At 76.2% G+C, this 19,118-nt stretch carries 18 protein-coding genes; 5 read left to right on the top strand and 13 right to left on the bottom strand.

Annotated elements, in window-relative coordinates:
• Positions 1 to 72: 72 nt before the first annotated feature.
• The 8 genes from ACI79D_RS11890 to ACI79D_RS11855 form a co-directional block, all read right to left on the bottom strand.
• Entirely contained in the window at positions 73 to 963 is an 891-nt protein-coding gene (locus ACI79D_RS11890) for a GmrSD restriction endonuclease domain-containing protein (protein ID WP_456918618.1), read from the bottom strand.
• Positions 964 to 1,023: 60 nt separating this feature from the next.
• Positions 1,024 to 2,199, bottom strand: coding sequence for a mannose-6-phosphate isomerase, class I (gene manA, locus ACI79D_RS11885; RefSeq protein ID WP_456918617.1), 1,176 nt, complete (start codon positions 2,197 to 2,199; stop codon positions 1,024 to 1,026).
• Between the two features lie 105 nt (positions 2,200 to 2,304).
• The gene (locus ACI79D_RS11880) at positions 2,305 to 4,044 is read right to left on the bottom strand and encodes a glycerol-3-phosphate dehydrogenase/oxidase (protein WP_456918616.1); all 1,740 of its coding nucleotides are present in this window, start codon (positions 4,042 to 4,044) and stop codon (positions 2,305 to 2,307) included.
• A 135-nt stretch (positions 4,045 to 4,179) separates the two neighbouring features.
• Complete coding sequence (locus ACI79D_RS11875) at positions 4,180 to 5,136, bottom strand: DUF808 domain-containing protein (protein ID WP_456918615.1); 957 nt, start codon at positions 5,134 to 5,136, stop codon at positions 4,180 to 4,182.
• A 198-nt stretch (positions 5,137 to 5,334) separates the two neighbouring features.
• Positions 5,335 to 6,480 (bottom strand): SIS domain-containing protein, encoded by a 1,146-nt coding sequence (locus ACI79D_RS11870; RefSeq protein ID WP_456918614.1) that lies wholly within the window; start codon positions 6,478 to 6,480, stop codon positions 5,335 to 5,337.
• Positions 6,477 to 6,701, bottom strand: a complete 225-nt coding sequence (locus ACI79D_RS11865; protein ID WP_456918613.1) for a Trm112 family protein — start codon at positions 6,699 to 6,701, stop codon at positions 6,477 to 6,479. The genes ACI79D_RS11870 and ACI79D_RS11865 overlap by 4 nt, the downstream gene beginning before the upstream one ends.
• Positions 6,698 to 8,062, bottom strand: a complete 1,365-nt coding sequence (locus tag ACI79D_RS11860; RefSeq protein WP_456918612.1) for a phosphomannomutase/phosphoglucomutase — start codon at positions 8,060 to 8,062, stop codon at positions 6,698 to 6,700. The genes ACI79D_RS11865 and ACI79D_RS11860 overlap by 4 nt, the downstream gene beginning before the upstream one ends.
• Positions 8,063 to 8,129: 67 nt before the next feature.
• Positions 8,130 to 8,531, bottom strand: a complete 402-nt coding sequence (locus tag ACI79D_RS11855) for a DUF3499 domain-containing protein (RefSeq protein WP_456918611.1) — start codon at positions 8,529 to 8,531, stop codon at positions 8,130 to 8,132.
• A gap of 152 nt (positions 8,532 to 8,683) precedes the next feature.
• Between ACI79D_RS11855 and ACI79D_RS11850 the strand changes: the two genes are divergently transcribed.
• Complete coding sequence (locus tag ACI79D_RS11850; protein WP_456918610.1) at positions 8,684 to 9,139, top strand: metallopeptidase family protein; 456 nt, start codon at positions 8,684 to 8,686, stop codon at positions 9,137 to 9,139.
• A 31-nt stretch (positions 9,140 to 9,170) separates the two neighbouring features.
• Here the strand turns inward: ACI79D_RS11850 and ACI79D_RS11845 are convergent, their stop codons facing one another.
• Positions 9,171 to 10,061 carry a phosphotransferase gene (locus ACI79D_RS11845; RefSeq protein ID WP_456918609.1) on the bottom strand — a complete coding sequence of 297 codons (891 nt, stop codon included), beginning with the start codon at positions 10,059 to 10,061 and terminating at the stop codon, positions 9,171 to 9,173.
• A 101-nt stretch (positions 10,062 to 10,162) separates the two neighbouring features.
• Here ACI79D_RS11845 and ACI79D_RS11840 point away from each other — a divergent pair, with 101 nt between their 5' ends.
• Entirely contained in the window at positions 10,163 to 11,176 is a 1,014-nt protein-coding gene (locus ACI79D_RS11840) for a hypothetical protein (protein ID WP_456918608.1), read from the top strand.
• Here ACI79D_RS11840 and ACI79D_RS11835 read toward each other — a convergent pair.
• Together ACI79D_RS11835 and ACI79D_RS11830 are read right to left on the bottom strand one after the other, a co-directional pair.
• Positions 11,151 to 12,005 carry a hypothetical protein gene (locus tag ACI79D_RS11835; protein ID WP_456918607.1) on the bottom strand — a complete coding sequence of 285 codons (855 nt, stop codon included), beginning with the start codon at positions 12,003 to 12,005 and terminating at the stop codon, positions 11,151 to 11,153. The two genes, ACI79D_RS11840 and ACI79D_RS11835, sit on opposite strands and share 26 nt — an antisense overlap.
• Before the next feature lie 177 nt (positions 12,006 to 12,182).
• Positions 12,183 to 12,521: a WhiB family transcriptional regulator gene (locus ACI79D_RS11830; RefSeq protein ID WP_456918606.1), complete on the bottom strand. Its 339-nt coding sequence runs from the start codon at positions 12,519 to 12,521 to the stop codon at positions 12,183 to 12,185.
• Between the two features lie 241 nt (positions 12,522 to 12,762).
• Here ACI79D_RS11830 and cofD point away from each other — a divergent pair, with 241 nt between their 5' ends.
• From cofD to rfbA, 3 genes are all read left to right on the top strand, one after another.
• Entirely contained in the window at positions 12,763 to 13,713 is a 951-nt protein-coding gene (gene cofD / locus ACI79D_RS11825) for a 2-phospho-L-lactate transferase (protein WP_456918605.1), read from the top strand.
• Positions 13,714 to 13,783: 70 nt separating this feature from the next.
• Complete coding sequence (locus tag ACI79D_RS11820; protein WP_456918713.1) at positions 13,784 to 14,818, top strand: coenzyme F420-0:L-glutamate ligase; 1,035 nt, start codon at positions 13,784 to 13,786, stop codon at positions 14,816 to 14,818.
• Between the two features lie 28 nt (positions 14,819 to 14,846).
• A complete protein-coding gene (rfbA, locus tag ACI79D_RS11815; protein ID WP_456918604.1) occupies positions 14,847 to 15,719 on the top strand; it encodes a glucose-1-phosphate thymidylyltransferase RfbA in 873 nt (290 codons plus the stop codon).
• Here rfbA and ACI79D_RS11810 read toward each other — a convergent pair.
• Together ACI79D_RS11810 and ACI79D_RS11805 are read right to left on the bottom strand one after the other, a co-directional pair.
• Positions 15,712 to 18,027 (bottom strand): hypothetical protein, encoded by a 2,316-nt coding sequence (locus tag ACI79D_RS11810; RefSeq protein ID WP_456918603.1) that lies wholly within the window; start codon positions 18,025 to 18,027, stop codon positions 15,712 to 15,714. The two genes, rfbA and ACI79D_RS11810, sit on opposite strands and share 8 nt — an antisense overlap.
• A 301-nt stretch (positions 18,028 to 18,328) precedes the next feature.
• Positions 18,329 to 19,117, bottom strand: coding sequence for a DNA-3-methyladenine glycosylase family protein (locus tag ACI79D_RS11805; RefSeq protein WP_456918602.1), 789 nt, complete (start codon positions 19,115 to 19,117; stop codon positions 18,329 to 18,331).
• Between the last annotated feature and the right edge of the window lies 1 nt (position 19,118).

Here is a 19,118-nt window from a genome sequence, read left to right as displayed (position 1 = left end):
CGAGGAGAGCGAGCATGCCGAGGCTTCGGCGGGGCTCGTGCCGGCGTCCACGATACGCGGGCGCCGCGCGGGTCACTCGCAGCCGACGCCGTCCCCGTCGCCGTCGAAGGTGTCCCGCCAGCCCGGTTCACCCCGCCGGATGGGGGCGGCCCCGGCGGCCCGGACGGCGGCGCAGTCGACATAGGTGACCTCGGCCGACCCCGGCGCGGCGGGGGTCGCGCCGGGCAGGGGCTGGCCGGGGCAGCCGGAGAGCACCGTCGCGGCGGCGTTGCGCTCGGCCCGGGTCGTCCACAGGCCGTAGCCGGCCTTCACCGCGACCTGCCGGGCGACGTAGGTGCAGCGGTAGGCGGTGTTGGGCGGCAGCCAGGTGGCCGCGTCGCCGTCGCTCTTCTGCTGGTTGAGCGGGCCGTCGACGGCCAGCAGGTTCAGCGGGTCGTTGGCGAAGGCGGTGCGCTTCTCCGCGGTCCACTGCTGGGCGCCCTTCTGCCAGGCGTCGGACAGCGCGACGACGTGGTCGATCTGCACGTCGTCGCTGGTGTCCTCGCCGCGCCGGAAGGCGATGGTCCGTCCCGAGTAGGGGTCGGCCAGGGTGCCGGTGAGGACGACGCAGTCGCTGCCCCGCCGGAACGTCTCACCGGTCAGGTCCCGGGCCAGGACGTCGTTGCGGGTGTCGCAGCCGTTGCGGTCGGTGTCGACCCAGCCGTCGCCGAACCGCGCCCGCTCGTACCCGGTGCGCGGCGCCCGGCCCTTGACGTCGATCTCGCCGAGGGTGGCCAGCGCGCTCCCCGCCGGCGCCGTGGCGATGGCCTGGTCGGCGGCGTCGTCGGAGAGGACGCCGGTGAGCGGACCGCCGTCGACCCCGGTGCCGGTGAGCAGCTCGCAGCCGGGAAGGGCCCCGGCGAGGGCGAGCGCGACCGCGCCGGCGGCGAGCCGGCGCAGCGGGGAGCGGGAGCGGACGGACACGGCCTCCTGACGCTAGGCCGCGACGCCGGCGTCAGGGGGCTGACACGCCCTGCCCGGCCGTCACGCCAGGTTGGTGGTCGTCCGGTAGAGCAGCGCGGGGCCGCGGGCGGTGATCGGCTCGCCCGCCGGGACGAAGGCCGACTCGCCCTTGTCCAGGACCAGCTCGCCGTCGCCCGCGCTCAGCACGGCGCGTCCCTCGGTGCACAGCAGCACCTGCGGGCCGCGCGTGGTGAGGCTGCCCGGCTCGATGCCCAGCTGGACGCGGGTGAGGTCGAAGTCCTCGACCGGCACGGGGTAGCGCAGGCCGCCGGGCCCGAGGACGGGGTGGATGACCGGCACCCTGCCGTCGCTGAAGTCGAGCACCTCGATCAGCGCGGCCAGGTCGACGTGCTTGCTGGTCAGGCCGCCGCGCAGCACGTTGTCGGAGCTGGCCATCACCTCGACGCCGGCGCCGCTGAGGTAGGCGTGCAGGTTGCCGGCGGGCAGGAAGACCGCCTCACCGGGCGCCAGCTTCAGGTGGTTGCACATCAGCGAGATGACCACGCCCGGGTCGCCGGGGTAGGCCTCGGCGAGCGTGGCCGCCCACCGGTAGGTGTTGATGAACTCCGGGTCGTGGGCGGCGACGAAGCGCGCCCCGGCCTCGGCCACGGCCTCCACCAGGGAGGTCCGGCGCCGCTCGGACAGCGCCAGCAACTGCGGGATCGCCGCCCGCAGGCCGCCGCGGGCCAGCGCCGCGATGGTCGGCTTGAGCTCGGGCAGCTGCAGCTTGGCCAGGCAGTGCAGCGACTCCTCGACCGGCCGGAAGCCGCACAGCGCCTCGAAGGTGGTCAGCGCCAGCAGCAGCTCGGGCTTGTGCCACGGGTCCTTGAACGTCCGGGTGGGGTCGTCGTGCGGGACACCGGCGGCCTCCTCAGCGGCGAAGCCGGCCGCGGCCTGCTCCATCGTGGGGTGCGCCTGCAGCGACAGCGGCTGGTCGGCGGCCAGGACCTTCATCAGGAACGGCAGCCGGGGACCGAACCGCTCGACGACGCCCGGACCGAGCAGCCGCTCGGGCTCCTCGGCGATGGCCTTGTCGAGGGGGCGGCCGTCGGCCAGCAGGCTCGGCTCGTCGGGGTGCGCCCCCATCCACAGCTCCGCGTGCGGACGCTCAGCGGGGCTGGGCTGCCCGAGCAGCTCGGGGATGACGGTGCGGCTGCCCCATGGGTAGAAGCGGACCGCGCTGGTGAGCTGCCACATCACTGACGAGGCTACTGGTGAGTCGAGCACACCGGTCATGTCGGAACCGTTCCGTGCCGGGTGGAGCCGCCGCCTGGGACGCTCCCCCTTCGGGGTGAGGCCCGCTCACACGGCCGATCGCACGTCCGGGGAGCCGAGCCGCGCGGCGTCCGCGGTGCGGTCGTCGGGCATCCGCTGGGACTCCCGCTCGGCGGCGACCCGGGCCGCGTAGTGCGCGACCTCCCGCTCGGTCCGCTCCCGGTCCCAGCCCAGCGGCCCGGCCATCAGCGCGGCGACCGCGGCCGCGGACTCCGTCCCCCGGTGCGGCGTGGTGATCGAGATCCGCGTGCGCCGGGTGAGGACGTCGTCGAGGTGCAGCGCCCCCTCCACCTGCACCGCGTGCACCACCTCGGCGGCCAGGTGCGCCGGCGCCCCGGGGAGCGGCCGGCCCAGCCCCGGGTCGGCGCGCACCAGGTCGAGCACCTCCCCCACCTCGTCGCCGTGCCGGTGCAGCAGCCGGTCGACGACGTCGACGGGCAGGCCGGCGGCGGCGGCCAGCTCGGGGGCGCGGTCGCGGACGGCGGCCCAGCGGTGCGCGCCGACCAGCGGCAGGTGCGCGGTGCGCGAGGGCGGCACGCCGGGGAGCGCGGCGGTGGCGGCATCGACGGCGTCGGCGGCCATCACCCGGTAGGTCGTGTACTTGCCGCCGGCGACGAGCACCAGCCCGGGGACCGGCGTCACCACGGCGTGCTCGCGGGAGAGCCGGCTGGTCTGGTCGGCCTCCCCGGCGAGCAACGGGCGCAGGCCTGCGTAGACGCCGACGACCTGGTCGGCGGTGACCGGTTCGGCCAGCACCCGGTTGACCTGGTCGAGCAGGTAGGAGATGTCGGCGCTGCTGGCCGCGGGGTGGTCGCGGTCGAGCTTCCACGGCGTGTCGGTGGTGCCGATGATCCACTGGTCGCCCCAGGGGATGACGAACAGCACGCTGGTCGGCGTCCGCAGGATCAACCCGGACCGCTCGCCGTCCGGGAGGTCGCCGCCGTCGATCGCCGCGCGCGGCACCACCAGGTGCACCCCCTTGGAGGCGCGGACCCGCAGGCTCGGCGCGGACGTGCCCAGCATCGCGCCGACGTCGTCACTCCAGACGCCGGTGGCGGCCACGACGCTGCGCGCCCGGACGGCGAAGGACGTGCCGTCGGTGAGGTCGGAGACGCGCACGCCGACCACCGGCGCCCCGCTCCCCTCACCGTCCCGGAGCAACCCGGTCACGCGGGCGCTGGAGAGCACGCGGGCGCCGTAGCCGGCCGCCGTCCGGACGACGGCGAGGGTGTGCCGGGCGTCGTCGACCTGGGCGTCCCAGTAGCGGATGGCGCCGGACACGGCGTCGGGGCGCAGGCCCGGGAACGCGGCCAGCGTGGCCCGGCGGGACAGGTGCCGGTGCGCGGGCAGCGCACGGTCGGCGTCCAGCGCGGCGCCGAGGACGTCGTAGAGGGCCACGCCGGCGCCGTAGTAGGCCCGCTGCCAGCGGGCGGGCAGCGGGAGCAGGAACGGCAGGGGGCGCACCAGGTGCGGCGCGATCGTCTGCAGCAGCCGGGTCCGCTCGTGCAGCGCCTCGCGGACCAGCGGGAACGCCAGTTGCTCCAGGTAGCGCAGCCCGCCGTGGACCAGCTTGCTCGACCGGCTGGAGGTGCCCGCCGCCCAGTCCCGCGCCTCGAGCAGCCCGACCGACAGCCCCCGGCTGGCCGCGTCCAGCGCCGCGCCCGCGCCGGTCACCCCGCCGCCGATCACCAGCACGTCGACGACCTCGTCGGCCAGCCGGGCACGGTCGGCCCGTCGGCGCGCCGGCGACAGGTGCGTGCGGTCCATGGCTCCACTCTCCCCCGCCGCGGTGACCGATCGCGGCAGACACGGCTCCGCCCGGTACGGGTCCCGCCCCGGCCCCGCGGGCGTGCAGGCGGCGGGGCAGGGCGTCCTGCTACCGGCGGGGAGCCGGGGAGACGCTCAGTGCGACTCCGCCTTGCCGGCGCGCTGGGCCTTGAAGCGGTGCACGGTGAGGTTCATGACGGCGACGATCACCGCGCCGACGACCAGCCCGAGGACGGCGCTGGCCAGCGTGTTGGTCAGCCAGCCGACGACGCCGCCGAGCGCCCCGGTGGCCTCGTGCGCCGCCTCCTCCCAGTGGTGCACGGTCTCGTACAGGAAGTGCAGGCCCAACTCGTCGGTGCCCACCAGCAGGATGTGCCCGCCGACCCACAGCATCGCGGCGGTCCCGACCACGGTGATGACGGCGAGCAGCCGCGGCATCGCCTTCACCAGCCCGTGACCGAGCCGGGACACGGCCTTCGACGGGCGCTGCGACAGGTTCAGCCCGACGTCGTCCATCTTCACGATGAGGCCGACGACGCCGTACACGAGGACGGTGATCGCGATCGCGACGACCGCGAGGATCGCCGCCCGCGCCCAGAACCCCTCGTCGACCACCTCGTTCAGCGAGATCACCATGATCTCGGCGGACAGGATGAAGTCGGTGCGCACGGCGCCGGACACGATGCTGTCCTCGTCCGGGGGCGCCGCCTCGCCGTCGCCGTGGCCCTCGTCGTGGCCGCGGATCTTGTGCCAGACCTTCTCCGCACCCTCGTAGCAGAGATAGGCGCCGCCGATCATGAGGATCGGGGTGAGCAGCCACGGCAGGAACTGGCTGAGCAGCAGGACCAGGGGCAGCAGGATGAGCAGCTTGTTGCGCATCGACCCCTTGGCGATGCGCTTGATGATCGGGATCTCGCGCTCGGCGGCCAGGCCGTGCACGTACTGCGGCGTGACGGCGGTGTCGTCGACGACGACGCCCGCGGCCTTCGCGCTGGCCCGCCCGGCGGCGGCGCCGATGTCGTCGACGGAGGCCGCGGCGGCGCGCGCCAGCGTCGCCACGTCGTCGAACAGGGCTACGAGTCCACCCGCCAAGGGAAGTCCTTCCGGTCGGTCAGCGCTGTCGTCCTGTCACCGTGATGGTGACCTGTCGGGCCGTACCACGCGCGGTCACCGGCTCGACGTCCCCGACGGTGGTACCCGGCCGGACACGTCGAACGCCCCGACCGGCGGACGGGGCGTCCGGCGGATGGCGCACCTACGCGGGCTCGCCGGGCGCCTGCCGCAGCGCCGTCACGGGCGGGTGCCCCGCTCGGAGTCCAGCGCCAGCGCCAGGTAGACGGCGGTGAAGTCGGCGACGGCCAACTGCCGGGCGAGGTGCGGCAACCGGCCGTAGCGCTCCGGTTCCCCGTGCTCGGCCAGTCCACTGACCGGGACGTTGGCCGACGCGGCCGTGCGCAGCGCCTCCTGCAGCGCCTCCGCGGCCGAGCGGGGCTCCCGCTCCCCCGCCCCGTCGTGCTCGCCGGCGTGGGTGTCGCGGACGGTGAGCAGCCGCAACCGGCGGCCGGTGTCCTCGGCCCGGTCGCGGAAGAAGTCGTCCTCGCCGCCCTGCGGGGCCAGCGGACCACCGAGCACGGCGCACGCGGCGACCCGCTGGTCGGGCATGCGGAAGGTGGTGACCGGCAGCCCGGCCAGGGTGGCCAGCTGGTCGGCGATCCGCGCGCCCGCCGTCCCGGCCAGCGGCCCCTCGGCGACGATGACCGGCAGCGCGTCGAGCAGCTCCAGCGCGAGGGTCTTGGCCGGGTTGACGAACGACTCCTGCGCCGGACCGCACTCGGAGGCGACCTCGTCGAGCGCGTCGGCGACGGCGGTGAGGTCCGCCACGCCGGGTGAGAGCAGCTCGAGGCCGGTGGCGAGCTGCAGCAGCGGCGTGAGCAGCGACCACAGTGTCGTGTGCCGGACCCGCGAGGACGGCAGCGGGACGTAGGGGGCGCGGGCGGTGGAGCAGGCCGCGCGCAGCGGCGCGTCGTCCGCCCCGATCCCCAGCAGCGTCACCCCGCGGCGGGCGGCCTCGTAGGCGGGGGTGACCGCGTACCGGCCGGCGCCGGTCCGGGTGGCGACGACGGCGATGTCGCTGGGCCCGGTCCACACGGGCAGGTCCGGGCCGGGGACGACGTCCACGGTGACCGGGCTCGACGGTCCGAGCAGCGCGCGCAGCACCTGCGCGGCGACCGCGCCCTCGCGGCGGGCGACGATGACCAGGCCGCGCGGCCGGCCTCCCGTGGTGACCCGCTCCAGGCCGGCCTCCTCGGTCAGCCGGGCGGTCTCGCGGACCTGCGCGCCGGCGCCGGCGACCGCCGGGAGCAGTCCGCGCGGGTCGCGGGCCCGCAGCACGTCGAGGTCGTCGAGGACCTCTTCGGCGAGCTCGGGCGAGGTCACGGCGTCCGGTCCCCGCTGCCGCGGTGGCGTGCCTCGTCGAGCAGCAGCACCGGGATGCCGTCGCGCACCGGGAAGGCCCGGTCGCACGTCGGGCACACCAGCTCGCCCGCGGCCTCGTCCACCGTCAGCGGGGTGTGGTGGGTGTCGGGGCAGGCGAGGATCTCCAGCAGCAGCGGGTCCAGCCCCAGCGGGCCGCTCGTGTCGGGTGACGAACTGGTCATGCGCGCACCATCTCCAGCACTCGGTCCCGCAACTCGGCCATCCGCGCCTCGTCGGGCGCCTCCACGTTCAGCCGCAGCAGCGGCTCGGTGTTGCTCGCCCGCAGGTTGAACCACGACCCGTCGGGGAGGCCGACGGTCAGCCCGTCGAGCTCGTCGACGGTCACGCCGTCCTCGTCCCCGAACGCGTCGCGCACGGCCTTCGTACGCCCGGCCGCGTCCTCGACGGTCGAGTTGATCTCGCCCGAGGCCGCGTACCGGCTGTAGGCGGCGGTCAGCTCCGAGAGGGGCCGGCTCTGCTCACCGAGCGCGGCGAGCACGTGCATGGCGGCGAGCATGCCGGTGTCGGCCCGCCAGAAGTCGCGGAAGTAGTAGTGGGCGGAGTGCTCGCCGCCGAAGACGGCGTCGGTGCGGGCCATCTCCGCCTTGATGAACGAGTGCCCGACGCGGGTGCGCACCGGCTCGCCGCCGTGCTCCCGGACGATCTCGGGCACCGCCCGCGAGGTGATCAGGTTGTGGATGATCGTCGTCCCCCGGCCCTTGGCCAGCTCCCGGACGGCGACCAGCGCGGTGATCGCCGAGGGGCTGACCGGCTCCCCCCGCTCGTCGACGACGAACACGCGGTCGGCGTCGCCGTCGAAGGCCAGGCCGATGTCGGCGCCGGTGCGGCGGACCTCGGCCTGCAGGTCGACGAGGTTGGCCGGGTCGAGCGGGTTGGCCTCGTGATTGGGGAAGGACCCGTCGAGCTCGAAGTACAGCGGCAGGACCTCGACCGGCAGGTCGGCGAGGACCACCGGGACGGTGTGCCCGCCCATCCCGTTGCCGGCGTCGACGACCACCCGCAGGTGCCGGATGCCGGAGAGGTCGACCAGCGAGCGGAGGTGGGCGGCGTACTCGGCGAGGACGTCGCGTTGCGCGATGGACGCCGCCCGGTCGGGGACGCGGTCGTAGGAGTCGCGCTCCGCCCACTCCCGGACCGTGGCCAGCCCGGACTCCTGCCCAACCGGGGCGGCGCCGGCACGGCAGAGCTTGATGCCGTTGTAGCGGGCCGGGTTGTGGCTGGCGGTGAACATCGCGCCGGGGACGCCGAGCGACCCGGCGGCGAAGTACAGCATGTCGGTGGAGCCGAGACCGGCCTCCACCACGTCGACGCCGCGGCTCAGCGCGCCCTCGGCGAAGGCCCGCGACAGCGGCACGGACGAGTCGCGCATGTCGTGGGCGGTGACGATCGCCGTCGCGCCGCTCTCCCGGGCCACGAACTCCGCGAAGGCGGCGCCGATGCGGCGGGCGACGTCCTCGTCCCACTCGTCGGGGACGACGCCCCGGACGTCGTAGGCCTTGATGATCGAGGAGAGGTCCGCCACGCGAGCGACCCTAACGGCGCGCCCGGTCCCCGGCGCAGCGGCGCCCCGCTGGGGCCGGCGAGGGTCCTCAGGTGATGTCGGGGAGCACCCGCAGGTGGCCGCGGCGGGTGCCGCTGCCGTCGTCCGCCGGGTTGCGCGGGGGCTCGGGCCGGGCCGCCTCACGGACGGCGTCGGCCAGGGCCAGCAGGTCGTCCCCGGTCGGGCCGGAGTCCTCGACGTCGATCTCGTGGCGCACGACCTCCCACCCGCGCGGCACGGTCAGCCGCTCGGCGTGGAACTCGCACAGGTCGTAGCTGTGCGGCTCCGAGAACGTCGCCAACGGGCCGACGACAGCGGTCGACTCCGCGTACACGTAGGTCAAGGTCGCTGCCGCCGGTTGCGCGCAGCCGCTGCGCGAGCAGCGACGTGACTGCCTCACCACCGGTTCCTCACGCAGGGCACAGTAGACGCGTACCCGGCCGGTTGGCATCAGGCACACCGGGTTTCTCGGCCCCGGTGGAGCAGCAGCCACATCCTCCACGACGGTCACGGACGCCCCGGCCCGGGACGACGCCGCGGGGACCGGCGGAGGGGCCTCCGGAGCGCACACCCGTCCGCACCGGCCGTACGCTCGCACACGCCATGACCCGACCCGCCCGTTCCCGCCGCGACCGGCACGGCCGCGGCCTGCGCGGGCGTCTGGTCCCCGACGGGGTGCCGCTGGCCCGCAGCCGCGCCGAGCAGTTCGACGACCTCGTGCTCGACGCGGTCGAGGACCTCGAGCGCCGGTGGGAGAAGGAACTGGCCGGCGTGGAGTTCGCCGTCGAGGACGTCCCGTGGGTCGAGCACACCAGCCCCGACGAGGTCGTCCTGGACGCCGACGTGCTCGACGACGGCAGCGTCCCGCTGGCCCGGGTGCTGCCGGCCCACCGCGAGGACGGCCGCGAGGTCGCCCCGCGGATCGTGGTCTACCGGCGGCCGCTGGAACTGCGGGCGCACGACCGCGACGACCTCGCCGACCTCGTGCGCGACGTCGTCGTCGACCAGGTCGCCGTGCTGCTGGGCCGGGACCCCGAGGAGATCGACCCCACCGGCTGAACGAAGACGGCCGCGCGGGTTCGCGGCGGGGTCAGCGGGTCTGGACCGGACTGCCGAGCTCGGCGGCGATGCCCCGCGCGTCGGCCAGCCGCGCCCGGCAGAAGGCGAGGTCGAGCCCGTCACCGCGGTCGGCCCGCGTGATCCGGGCGACCAGCTGCTCGAGGGCCACCGCGTGCCACAGCAGCCCCACGTCGGGCTCCTCCCACCCCGCGGTCCGGTCGAGGACCACCCGGGCGATCTGCGCCCGGTCCTCGTCGCCGACGGTGCTCGCCCACAGGGTCAGCAGGTCGCGGTGCCGCGGGCCCGGGCGCACGCCGGTCCACTCCAGCACCACCATCCGGCCCTCGTCGTCGAGGAGGGCGTTGGCGGCGCGCAGGTCCCCGTGCGTGACCTCCGACAGCGGCAGCTGGGCCGCCGCGGCCCGCACCGCGCGCAGCTCTCCCAGCCGGATCCCCGCGCGCACCAGCCGGCCCGTGTCGCCCACCGTGGCCCGCGCGCGGCGCAACGCCGGGCGGGCCGGCGGCTGCCAGGGACTGCCCGACGGCCCCGGCAGCGGGGCGATGCGCACCGCGGCGTCGACCGCGGCCTCGGTCCACTGCGGACCGCCGGTCGGTCCCGGGTGCACCCGGCGCGACAGCAGCCACCGGCCGTCGTCGGCGGCGGCCAGGACCTCGGGGACGCCGATCTGCCGCTCCTCGGCCCAGCGCCGTCCGCGCAGCTCCGCCCTCAGCCGACGGCGCCCGCTCTCGGTGACCGCGAGGTCGACCACCCGGTCGGCCAGCACGCCCTGCAGCACGCCCAGCGAGGCGGACAGGTCGGTGGCCGCGGTGAGCGGCTGGTCGACGCCGAGCTCGGTGAGCAGCGCGCCCACCCTCTCCCGCACCGCGGCCTCGGCCGCCGTCGCCCCGCTGCTGGTGTTCACCGGAGGGATCGTCCCAGCCCCTCCCGGGCCGCGCACGGAGCGCGCGCCCCCGGCCGGTCGCCTGCCCGGGGTCGCGGACGCCCCCTGCGATGCTTGCCGGGATGGACTCCTCCGCGCCGGCCGCCGTGCCCTGGGTCGTGCTGGGCGTGGCGCTGCTCGCGCTGGCCGGGCTGGTCGCGGTGGGGCTGCGCAACCGCCGAGGACGGTCGCGGGCGCCGGTCGCCCCGGCCGCGCCGCCGCCCCCCGAGCGGCCGCGGAGCCGCTATCCGCACGACGACCTGCCCGGCTTCCTCGAGGCACCCCCGGGCACACCGGCGACCGCGCCCGCGGCCGCCGAGCCCCCGTCGTCCGCCCCGACTCCCCCGGCCGACGACGCGCCCGGCGCCGGTCGGGCGGTGGCGGGCATGGCCGCGGCGGCCCTGGTGCTCGTCGCCACCGTCGCGCTGGTGGCCGCGCTCGTGGGCGGGGACCCCTCCGCGGCGGCGCCGCCCGCGCCGTCGTCGGTCCCCCGGCCCACGGTCGGGCCGACGACGGCCGCCCCGCTGCCGGCGCTGCCCGGCGTCCCGTCGGACCCGCTGCCCGGCGAGTCCGGCGCGGGCGCGCTGGCCAGCCGGTCGATCCCCCTCGGTGCGGACGGCGTGACCGCGACCCTGGGCTTCGGCGGCGTCGTCGTCGAGGAGCACGCCGTCGGCGTCACCGTCGCCTACCCCACGGTGAGCGTGACGGCCGCCGGTGGCCCGGCCGAGCACGACGTGGCGCTGGCGCACGTCCGGTTCCCGACCTGGAACTGCCTGACCGACACCGCGCCGGCCGACCCGGAGGCCGCCGGGTGCGTGCGGTCGAGGACGGAGTACGCCGACCTGCCCTCCCCCGCGCTGACCGTGACCCGCGAGGGGGACGACGTCCGGCTGACCGGCCGGTTCCCCACCTACACCCGGCCGATCGGGACCGCACCGGCGTACACGGGGCGGGTCTACGAGCTGACGGTGACCGTCACGCCCGCCGCCGAGGTGCGCGACGGCCGCGCGGCCGCCGAGGGGACCCTCTTCCTGGGCACCGACCGGGCGACGACGGTCGACGCACCGGGGGTCAATGTCGTCCGGTACGGCGACTGAGCAGCTCGGCCGGCCGGCCGCCGTCCAGGCTCACCGTCACCAGCGGCGCGCCCATCTCCCGCCGGAGCCCGCCGACGTCGGAGAAGCCCCACCACGGACGGCGGTCGATGCCGTCGTCGAGGACCAGCAGCCCCGCGCGCAGCCGCCCGCCGTCGGAGAGGACGGCGACCTCCAGCTGGCCGATCGCCGCGTGCAGCCGCGCCGACGCCCGCAGGAAGGACCGGGCCCGCGGGTCGGGCTCGCGGGCCAGCAGCTGCGGCAGCCACCGCTCCAGCTCGCGCGGGTCGCGGCTGCGGTCCACGGGGCCGACCTCGTCGAGGGCGTCGACGAGCGTCGCGCTGCGGGCGTTGGCGAAGGCGGTCTCCGGGCGCAGCCGGCCGAGCTCGCGGGTCGTGGGGTCGCCGAGCGGCAGGCCGGTCAGCCGCAGGGTCCAGGGCCGGCGCAGGCTCTCGACCAGGTCCAGGACGCCGGTGGCCAGCTGCGCCGCGGCCGCGTCGTCACGCACCGGCACCCGGGCCGGCGCCGAGCCCGGGGGCACCGGGCCGACGCCGTCGCCGAGGAGCGTGACCAGCACCCGCGGGCCGCGGCCGTGCAGGACGAGCGCGGCCAGGGCCGCCGTCTCCGCCGTCGCGCCGGAGCCGGGCCGGTCCACGGCGACGGCCAGCGGCCGGACGCCGGCCCAGCGGCGCGGGGACTGCGCGTTGAGCACGGCGGTGAGCCACGGCGGCCGCGCCGGGACGGGGGCGCGGACGCGGGCCAGCAGGGGGCCGGCCGCGCGCAGCTCCCGCACGACCTCGGCCCGGCCGGCGGCCACCCGTGTCCCCGTCACACCCCGAATGGCACCACAGCCGCCGACGGCGATCCGTCGGCGGCTGTGGAACTGCTCGGCGCTGGTGTCAGTGAAAGGACCCCCTGCCCCCCACCGCTCGCACGCTCGCGTCGGGTCCCTGCAGGGGGCCGGGTCGGCGAACACGCCGCGTGAGTGTCGGGCGGAGGACGAGGTCCTTCAGACGGCGCGGCGGCGCAGGCGGCGGCGCTCACGCTCGGACAGCCCGCCCCAGATGCCGAAGCGCTCGTCGTTGGCCAGCGCGTACTCGAGGCACTCGGCCTTGACCTCGCAGCCGGTGCAGATCTTCTTGGCCTCGCGCGTGGAACCGCCCTTCTCGGGGAAGAACGCCTCCGGGTCGGTCTCCGCGCAGAGGGCCCGCTCCTGCCACGACTGGGCATCGGCCTCGAGGCCCAGGCTCCACAGGCCGGCGAACGCCTGGCCCGGGCCGGCCGGCCCCCGGTCGGCGTTGCGCTCCGAAGCGCTGACGTAGTCGCGAAGCCACGAGACCTCTGCCATGACGATGCGTCCCCTCTCGCTCTCGTCCCGAAGTGCGCTCCTCGGGACGTTCCCGGGCCGCTCAGCACTCGATGACACCGCCGGAATTACACGCGTGTCGTTGCGTAGGCGTCAACTTCGCTCGGTGTAAGCGACTCGCCACACCTGCCCCACCCGTCACGCCCTGTTCGTCACTTCTCGTCCCACCCCTCGACACGCCCGCCAAACAGTCGACAACTGCCCATCGGGCACGATGACTTTCGTGCAGATCGTCGTGCTCGCCGGAGGGGTCGGCGGGGCCCGGTTCCTGTCCGGTGTCCGGGCCGCCGCGCCCGAGGCCCGCATCACCGCCGTCGTCAACACCGGCGACGACGTGACGATGCACGGGCTGCGGATCTGCCCCGACCTGGACACGGTCATGTACACCCTCGGCGGCGGCATCGACGCCGAGCGCGGCTGGGGACGGGCCGGCGAGACCTGGACGGTCAAGGAGGAGCTGGCCGCCTACGGCGCGGAGCCGACCTGGTTCGGCCTCGGCGACCGGGACCTCGCCACCCACCTGGTCCGCACCCGCATGCTCGACGCCGGCTACCCGCTGTCCCAGGTGACCGCCGCGCTGTGCGACCGCTGGCAGCCGGGCGTGGCGCTGCTGCCGATGAGCGACCAGCGGGTGGAGACCCACGTCGTCGTGACCGACCCGGACAGCGGCCGGCAGCAGGCGATCCACTTCCAGGAGTGGTGGGTGCGCCACCGCGCCGCGCTCGACGCCTCGGCCTTCGTCCAGGTGGGCGCGGACTCCGCCCGGCCGGCGCCGGGGGTGGCCGAGGCGTTCGCCGCGGCCGACGCGGTGCTGCTGGCGCCGTCCAACCCGGTGGTGTCGATCGGCACGGTCCTGGGCGTGCCCGGGCTGCGGGAGGCGCTGCTGGCCACGCCGGGCCGGGTCGTCGGGGTCTCGCCGATCGTCTCGGGGGCCGCGGTCCGCGGGATGGCCGACCGCTGCCTGCCGGTGGTCGGCGTCGAGGTCAGCGCCGAGGGCGTCGGCCGGCACTACGGGGCCCGCGCCGACGGCGGGCTGCTCGACGCGTGGCTCGTGCACACCGGCGACGTGGCCGAGGTGCCCGGCGTCGACGTCCGGGCCGTGCCGCTGCTCATGACCGACCCGCAGGCCACCGCCGCGCTGGCCCGGGCCGCCCTGGATGCCGCTGGTGTCTGAACAAGGACCCCCCTGCTCCCCGCCCCTCGCGAGCTCGCGGCATGCCCCTGCGGGCGGGCCTGCAGACGCCCTGACCGTCCTGCCGGTGCGCGGGCTGCCGGAGTTCTCCCCCGGCGACGACCTGGCCGCGGCGATCGCCGGCGCCGCGCCGTGGCTGGCCGACGGCGACGTCGTCGTCGTGACCTCCAAGGTGGTCTCCAAGGTGGAGGGCCGCCTGGTGCCCGTGGAGCCGGGCACCGACCGAGAGGCCGCGAGGCAGCGGGCCATCGACGCGCAGACCGTGCGGGTGGTCGCCCGGCGAGGGCCGCTGAGGATCGTGGAGACGCCGCAGGGCTGGGTGGTGGCCGCCGCCGGCATCGACGCCTCCAACGTGCCCGGCGACGCGCTGGTGCTGCTGCCGGAGGACGCCGACGCCTCGGCGCGGTCCCTGCGAGCCCGGCTGGGCGAGCTGCTCGGCGTGGAGGTGGCGGTGGTCGTCAGCGACACCTTCGGCCGCACCTGGCGGGAGGGGCTGACCGACGTCGCGGTCGGGTCGGCGGGCATCCCCGCCCTGCTCGACCACCGCGGCGACGTCGACCCGCACGGCAACCGGCTGGAGACCACGCAGGTGGCCGTCGTCGACGAGCTGGCCGCCGCGGCCGACCTGGTGAAGGGCAAGCTGGGCGGGATCCCGGTCGCCGTCGTCCGCGGGCTGCGCTTCTCGCCACCGGAGGACGACCCCGGCACCCGCCCGCTGGTCCGGCTCGGCCCCGGCGACCTCTTCCCGTACGGCAGCCGGGACCTGGTGCCCAGCCGCGCCCCGGCCGACGACCTGGTGCCGCGTCCGGGCGAGCTGGACGCCGTCGCGGAGGCGTTCCGGGTCGCGGTCGCGGCGCTGCCGGAGTTCCCCGTGGTCCTGCGCTACGGCGGGGAGGGCGACGGCGTGGTCGACGTCCACCTGCCCGACCGGGCGACGACGACGCACGCGCTGAACCTGGGCGCGCTGGTCGGCGCGGTGATCGTGCAGCTGCACGCCGAGGGCTGGACGACGCGCTGGGAGCCGGTCGCGACCGCCGGCGGCACCTCACTCGTCGGGAGGTTGTGGCTGGGTTCCCCGGCTCCCTGACCGGCCGCCGCCGGTAGCGTCGGTGATCATGCGCGGGATCATCCTGGCCGGGGGCACCGGCAGTCGCCTGTTCCCGATCACCCAGGCGGTCAGCAAGCAGCTGATGCCGGTCTACGACAAGCCGATGGTCTACTACCCGCTCTCGACGCTGATGATGGCCGGCGTCCGCGAGGTGCTGGTCATCACCACCCCGGGCGACCAGGAGGCCTTCCGGCACCTGCTCGGCGACGGCGGCCGGCTGGGCATGCGCATCGAGTACGCCGTCCAGCCCCAGCCCGAGGGGCTGGCGCAGGCCTTCCTCATCGGCGCGGACTTCCTCGCCGGCGAGGCCGCCGCGCTGGTGCTGGGCGACAACATCTTCTACGGCGCCGGGCTGGGCACCGCCCTGTCCCGGCTGCCCGAGCCCGAGGGCGGGCACGTCTTCGCCTACCACGTGGCCAACCCGCAGGACTACGGCGTGGTGGAGTTCGACGCCGCCGGCCGGGTGCTGTCGATCGAGGAGAAGCCGGCGAGCCCGAAGAGTGCCTACGCCGTCCCGGGCCTGTACTTCTACGCCGGCGACGTCGTCGAGGTCGCCAAGGGCATCACCCCCAGCGCCCGCGGCGAGCTGGAGATCACCGCCGTCAACGAGCACTACCTGCGTGAGGGCCGGCTGACCGTCACGGCTCTCGACCGCGGCACCGCCTGGCTCGACACCGGGACGTTCGCCTCGCTGCGCCAGGCCACCGAGTTCGTCTCCGTGGTCGAGGAGCGGCAGGGCCTCAAGATCGGCTGCATCGAGGAGGTCGCCTGGCGGCAGGGCTGGCTGGACGACGACGGCCTGCGCCGCGCCGCCGAGCCGCTGGGCAAGAGCGGCTACGGCGACTACCTGCTGCGCCTGCTCGACGACCGGCTCAGGTAGTCCCCAGCGGACGGTCCGTCGCGGAGCGGCGCCCGGCGAGCACGGCGCCGCCGGCAAGCAGCACCAGCCCGGCGGCCTGCAGCGGCCAGAACAGGCGCACGCCGAGCGGCTCGTAGCGCACGGTGAGAGCGGCGTCGGTCAGCCCGGCGGGCAGCTCCACCGCGAGCAGCGAGTCCCCCAGCGCGGTGACCGGGACGCGCTCGCCGTCGACGGCGGCGGCGTACCCCGGCCAGTACGGCACCCGCAGCACGACCCGGCCGGCGTCGTCGCCGGTGGTGACGCGGTAGCGCTCCTGGTCGCGACCGAGCGCGGCGAACGTCGACGTCCACTCCCCCGGATCGACGTCGACGCCCTCGGTCCAGGTCACGCGGCCGGTCAGCGGCTGGACCCGGGCGTAGAGCGCGTAGCCCCGCACCGTCCCGCGGGACTCGAACAGCGGGCTGGACTCGAGGTGGTCGACGACCTCCCGCGGAGCCGCCATCGACACGTAGACCCGGTCGGCGGCGACCAGGTCCAGCCAGGGGACGCCGCCCTGCACCGGGGCCGGCTCCAGGAGGCGGACGCAGGTGGGCTTCCCGCCGCACTCGAGGTCGACCGTGCCGGTGTGCTTCACCGCCGAGTACCCGAAGCCCGTCCGCAGGCCGGCCAGCAGGTTGGCCTCCCCGTAGAGCACCCCGCCCGTCTGCCGGACCGCCGGCGGCAGGTCGAGGCTGTCGTACTGCAGGACGGTCACCGCGGCGTCCACCTCGAGGGCGTGGTCCCGGACGTCGGCCACGGTGGTGCCCAGGTCGTACCCGCTGCCCTGGAAGCGGATCTGCTCGGGGAACCGGGCCTGGACCGCCGCGTGGATGTCCACGAGCTGGCCCAGGCCGACGAACACCTGGCTGCCCGCCGCGAGGCAGACCACCGCGCCCGCCACGAGCCGGCGGCGGGCCGGTGTCCCCGGCCGCAGGACGACCACGAAGGCGGCCAGCGCGGCGGCGGCGACGACCAGGGCGATGGCGTGCCAGCGCACGAGGGCCGGCGCCCGGGAGAGCGCGAGGGCGGCCTGCCCGGCGACGAGCAGCCCGGCCACGGTCAGCCGCCGTCTGGTCAGCTGCGGGGCGACCGTGACCCCCACGGCGGCGAGCACCGGCAGCACCAGGTGGACGACCAGGACGTAGCGGAACGGGATGCGCAGCACGCCCACGACGGCGGGCAGTTGGGTCGCCAGCGCCGCGCTCGCGACGAGCACGAGGGCGGTGAGCACGACGGGGTGGTGGAGGGCGCGACGCCAGTCCACGAGGGCCAGCGCGGGCAGGGCGACGACGAAGGTGGCGAAGGCCGGCGTCTGCTGCACGGCGCCCAGCCAGTCGTTGACGATGGCGTGCAGGCTGGCCCCGCCGACGACGACGTCGAGCGCGTTGGGGACCCCGAAGGCGGTGTTGCCCAGCAGGCTCTGCTCGTGCGGCCGGCCGGCGAAGGGCCCCAGCTGCGCGACGGTCAACAGCGTGGGCGCGGCGGCCACCGCGCCGCCGGTCATGGCCAGCAGGGCTCCCCCCAGCCACCGCTGGCGCAGGGCGGCGGGCAGCGAGCCGCGGGCGCGGACCTCCAGGACGACCACCGTGACGACCAGGACCACCCCGAAGGGCACCAGGTACACGTTGCCGCCGTTGAGCAGCACCCACGTGCTGGTCCCCGCCACCAGCGCACCGATCAGGTCCCGGCGCAGCAGCCCGTACCAGAGCCACGGGAAGGCCGGGGCGGTCCACAGCACCGGCCACCAGTCGCTGCCGAAGAACAGCAGGAACCCGCTCGTGACGGCGCCGAGCGCGGTCGGGACGGCGACCGTGGCGCGGACGCCGGCCCGGCGCAGCACCGCCAGCACGCCGAGACCGGTGAGGGTGAGCGTGCCGGCAGCCAGGGCCCACGAGAACAGCACGAAGTCGTCGGCGGCGGCCAGCGCACGCAGGACGACCCAGTGCAGCGGGTCGAGCGCCCCGTACTGCATGTCCGCCGTGAAGTTGCCGTTGCCGCCCACGTCGGGGTCGACCAGCGGCGGCGACAGCGGATCGGCGTGGCGCCCCATCCACCACATCACCGGGAGGAACTGCGCCTGGACGTCGGAGAAGAACACCAGGCGGTGCGGCTCGTGCACGAAGAACCGCGGCGAGGCCGTCTCCAGCAGTCGCAGGACGGCCAGCTGGGCGACCACGTAGGCGGCCGGCGCGCGCAGGGCGAGGGCCAGGCGGGCGAGGCGACCGGCACGGAGCGCCGCCGGCGCGGGTTCGGTGCGGGACCTCGTCGGGGTCCGCGGGACGGTGTGCACAGCCCATCCACCACTCGGCTCGAAGGAAGGCGGTGTCCGCCCGGCGCAGCGTCCGGCCGGCCGCGCGGCGGCCGGCCGGCGAGGCAGGGGCGGGACGGCGCGTCTCGGCGGGTGTGCGAGACGCTGGGAGGACGTTATGCGATGCCGGCCGCGCTCCCGGGCAGCCACGGCCGGGGTGCGCCGAACGCAGCCCGCCGGGCCGGCCCCGCCCACAGGCTCGCCGCGAGCCAGGTGACGTTCTGGAACGGCCCCCTGCAGGGCCCCGCGCCGAGCCCGCGAGGCATGGGGGCAGGGGGTCCTCCTAGATGCGGCGGTGGTCGCTCGGGGCGTTGCGCGGCCCGAACCGCGGTGCGCGCGCGACGCCACCGGCCAGCAGCAGCCGCACCACCCGCTGGCGCTGTCCGCGCCACGGCTCGAGCAGCGCCATCATCCCGTCGTCGTCGGTCCGGGTGGCGCCGCTCAGCGCGAAGCCGACCTGGTTCTTCAGGTGGTAGTCGCCGTAGCTGACGGTGTCCGGGCAGCCGAACACCCGCTGCACCACCTCGGCCGCCGTCCAGACGCCGATGCCCGGCACGGTGCGCATCCTGCGCTGCAGCGTGGGTGAGTCGCCGGCGTGGTCGGGCTCCAGCCGCGAGGCGACGCCGGCGACCGCCCGCAGCGCACGGCGGCGGGCCCCGTCGAGGCCGCACCGGTGCCACTCCCAGTCGGTGACGTCCAGCAGCCGCCGCGGTGAGGGGATCACCCGCATCCCCTCCGGCGCCGGGCCGGGCGCAGGCTCGCCGGCCAGCCGCAGCAGCGCCCGCCACACCCGGTGCGCCTCGACGACGGTGACCTTCTGCTCCAGGACGGCGGGCACCAGCGCGTCCCAGGTGCGGCCGGTGCTGCCCAGCCGCAGCCACGGCGTGGTGCGGTGCAGCCGGGTCAGCAGCGGGTGCCCGCCCGGGTCGAACTCCTCCGGCCGGTCGGCGGCCCCCAGCCACTCCGGGACCGCCGCCCCGGCCCGCTCCGCCCCCTGGCCCCACGCGGTCACCCGGACCTCGCCGGAGCACACGGTGATGCGCACGGTGGCCGGGCCGTCGGGGGTGCTCACC

This window comes from Geodermatophilus sp. SYSU D00708 (assembly GCF_054050115.1).
Note: the sequence above shows the minus strand (reverse complement) of the source record. Positions and strands in the feature narration are given on the sequence as shown.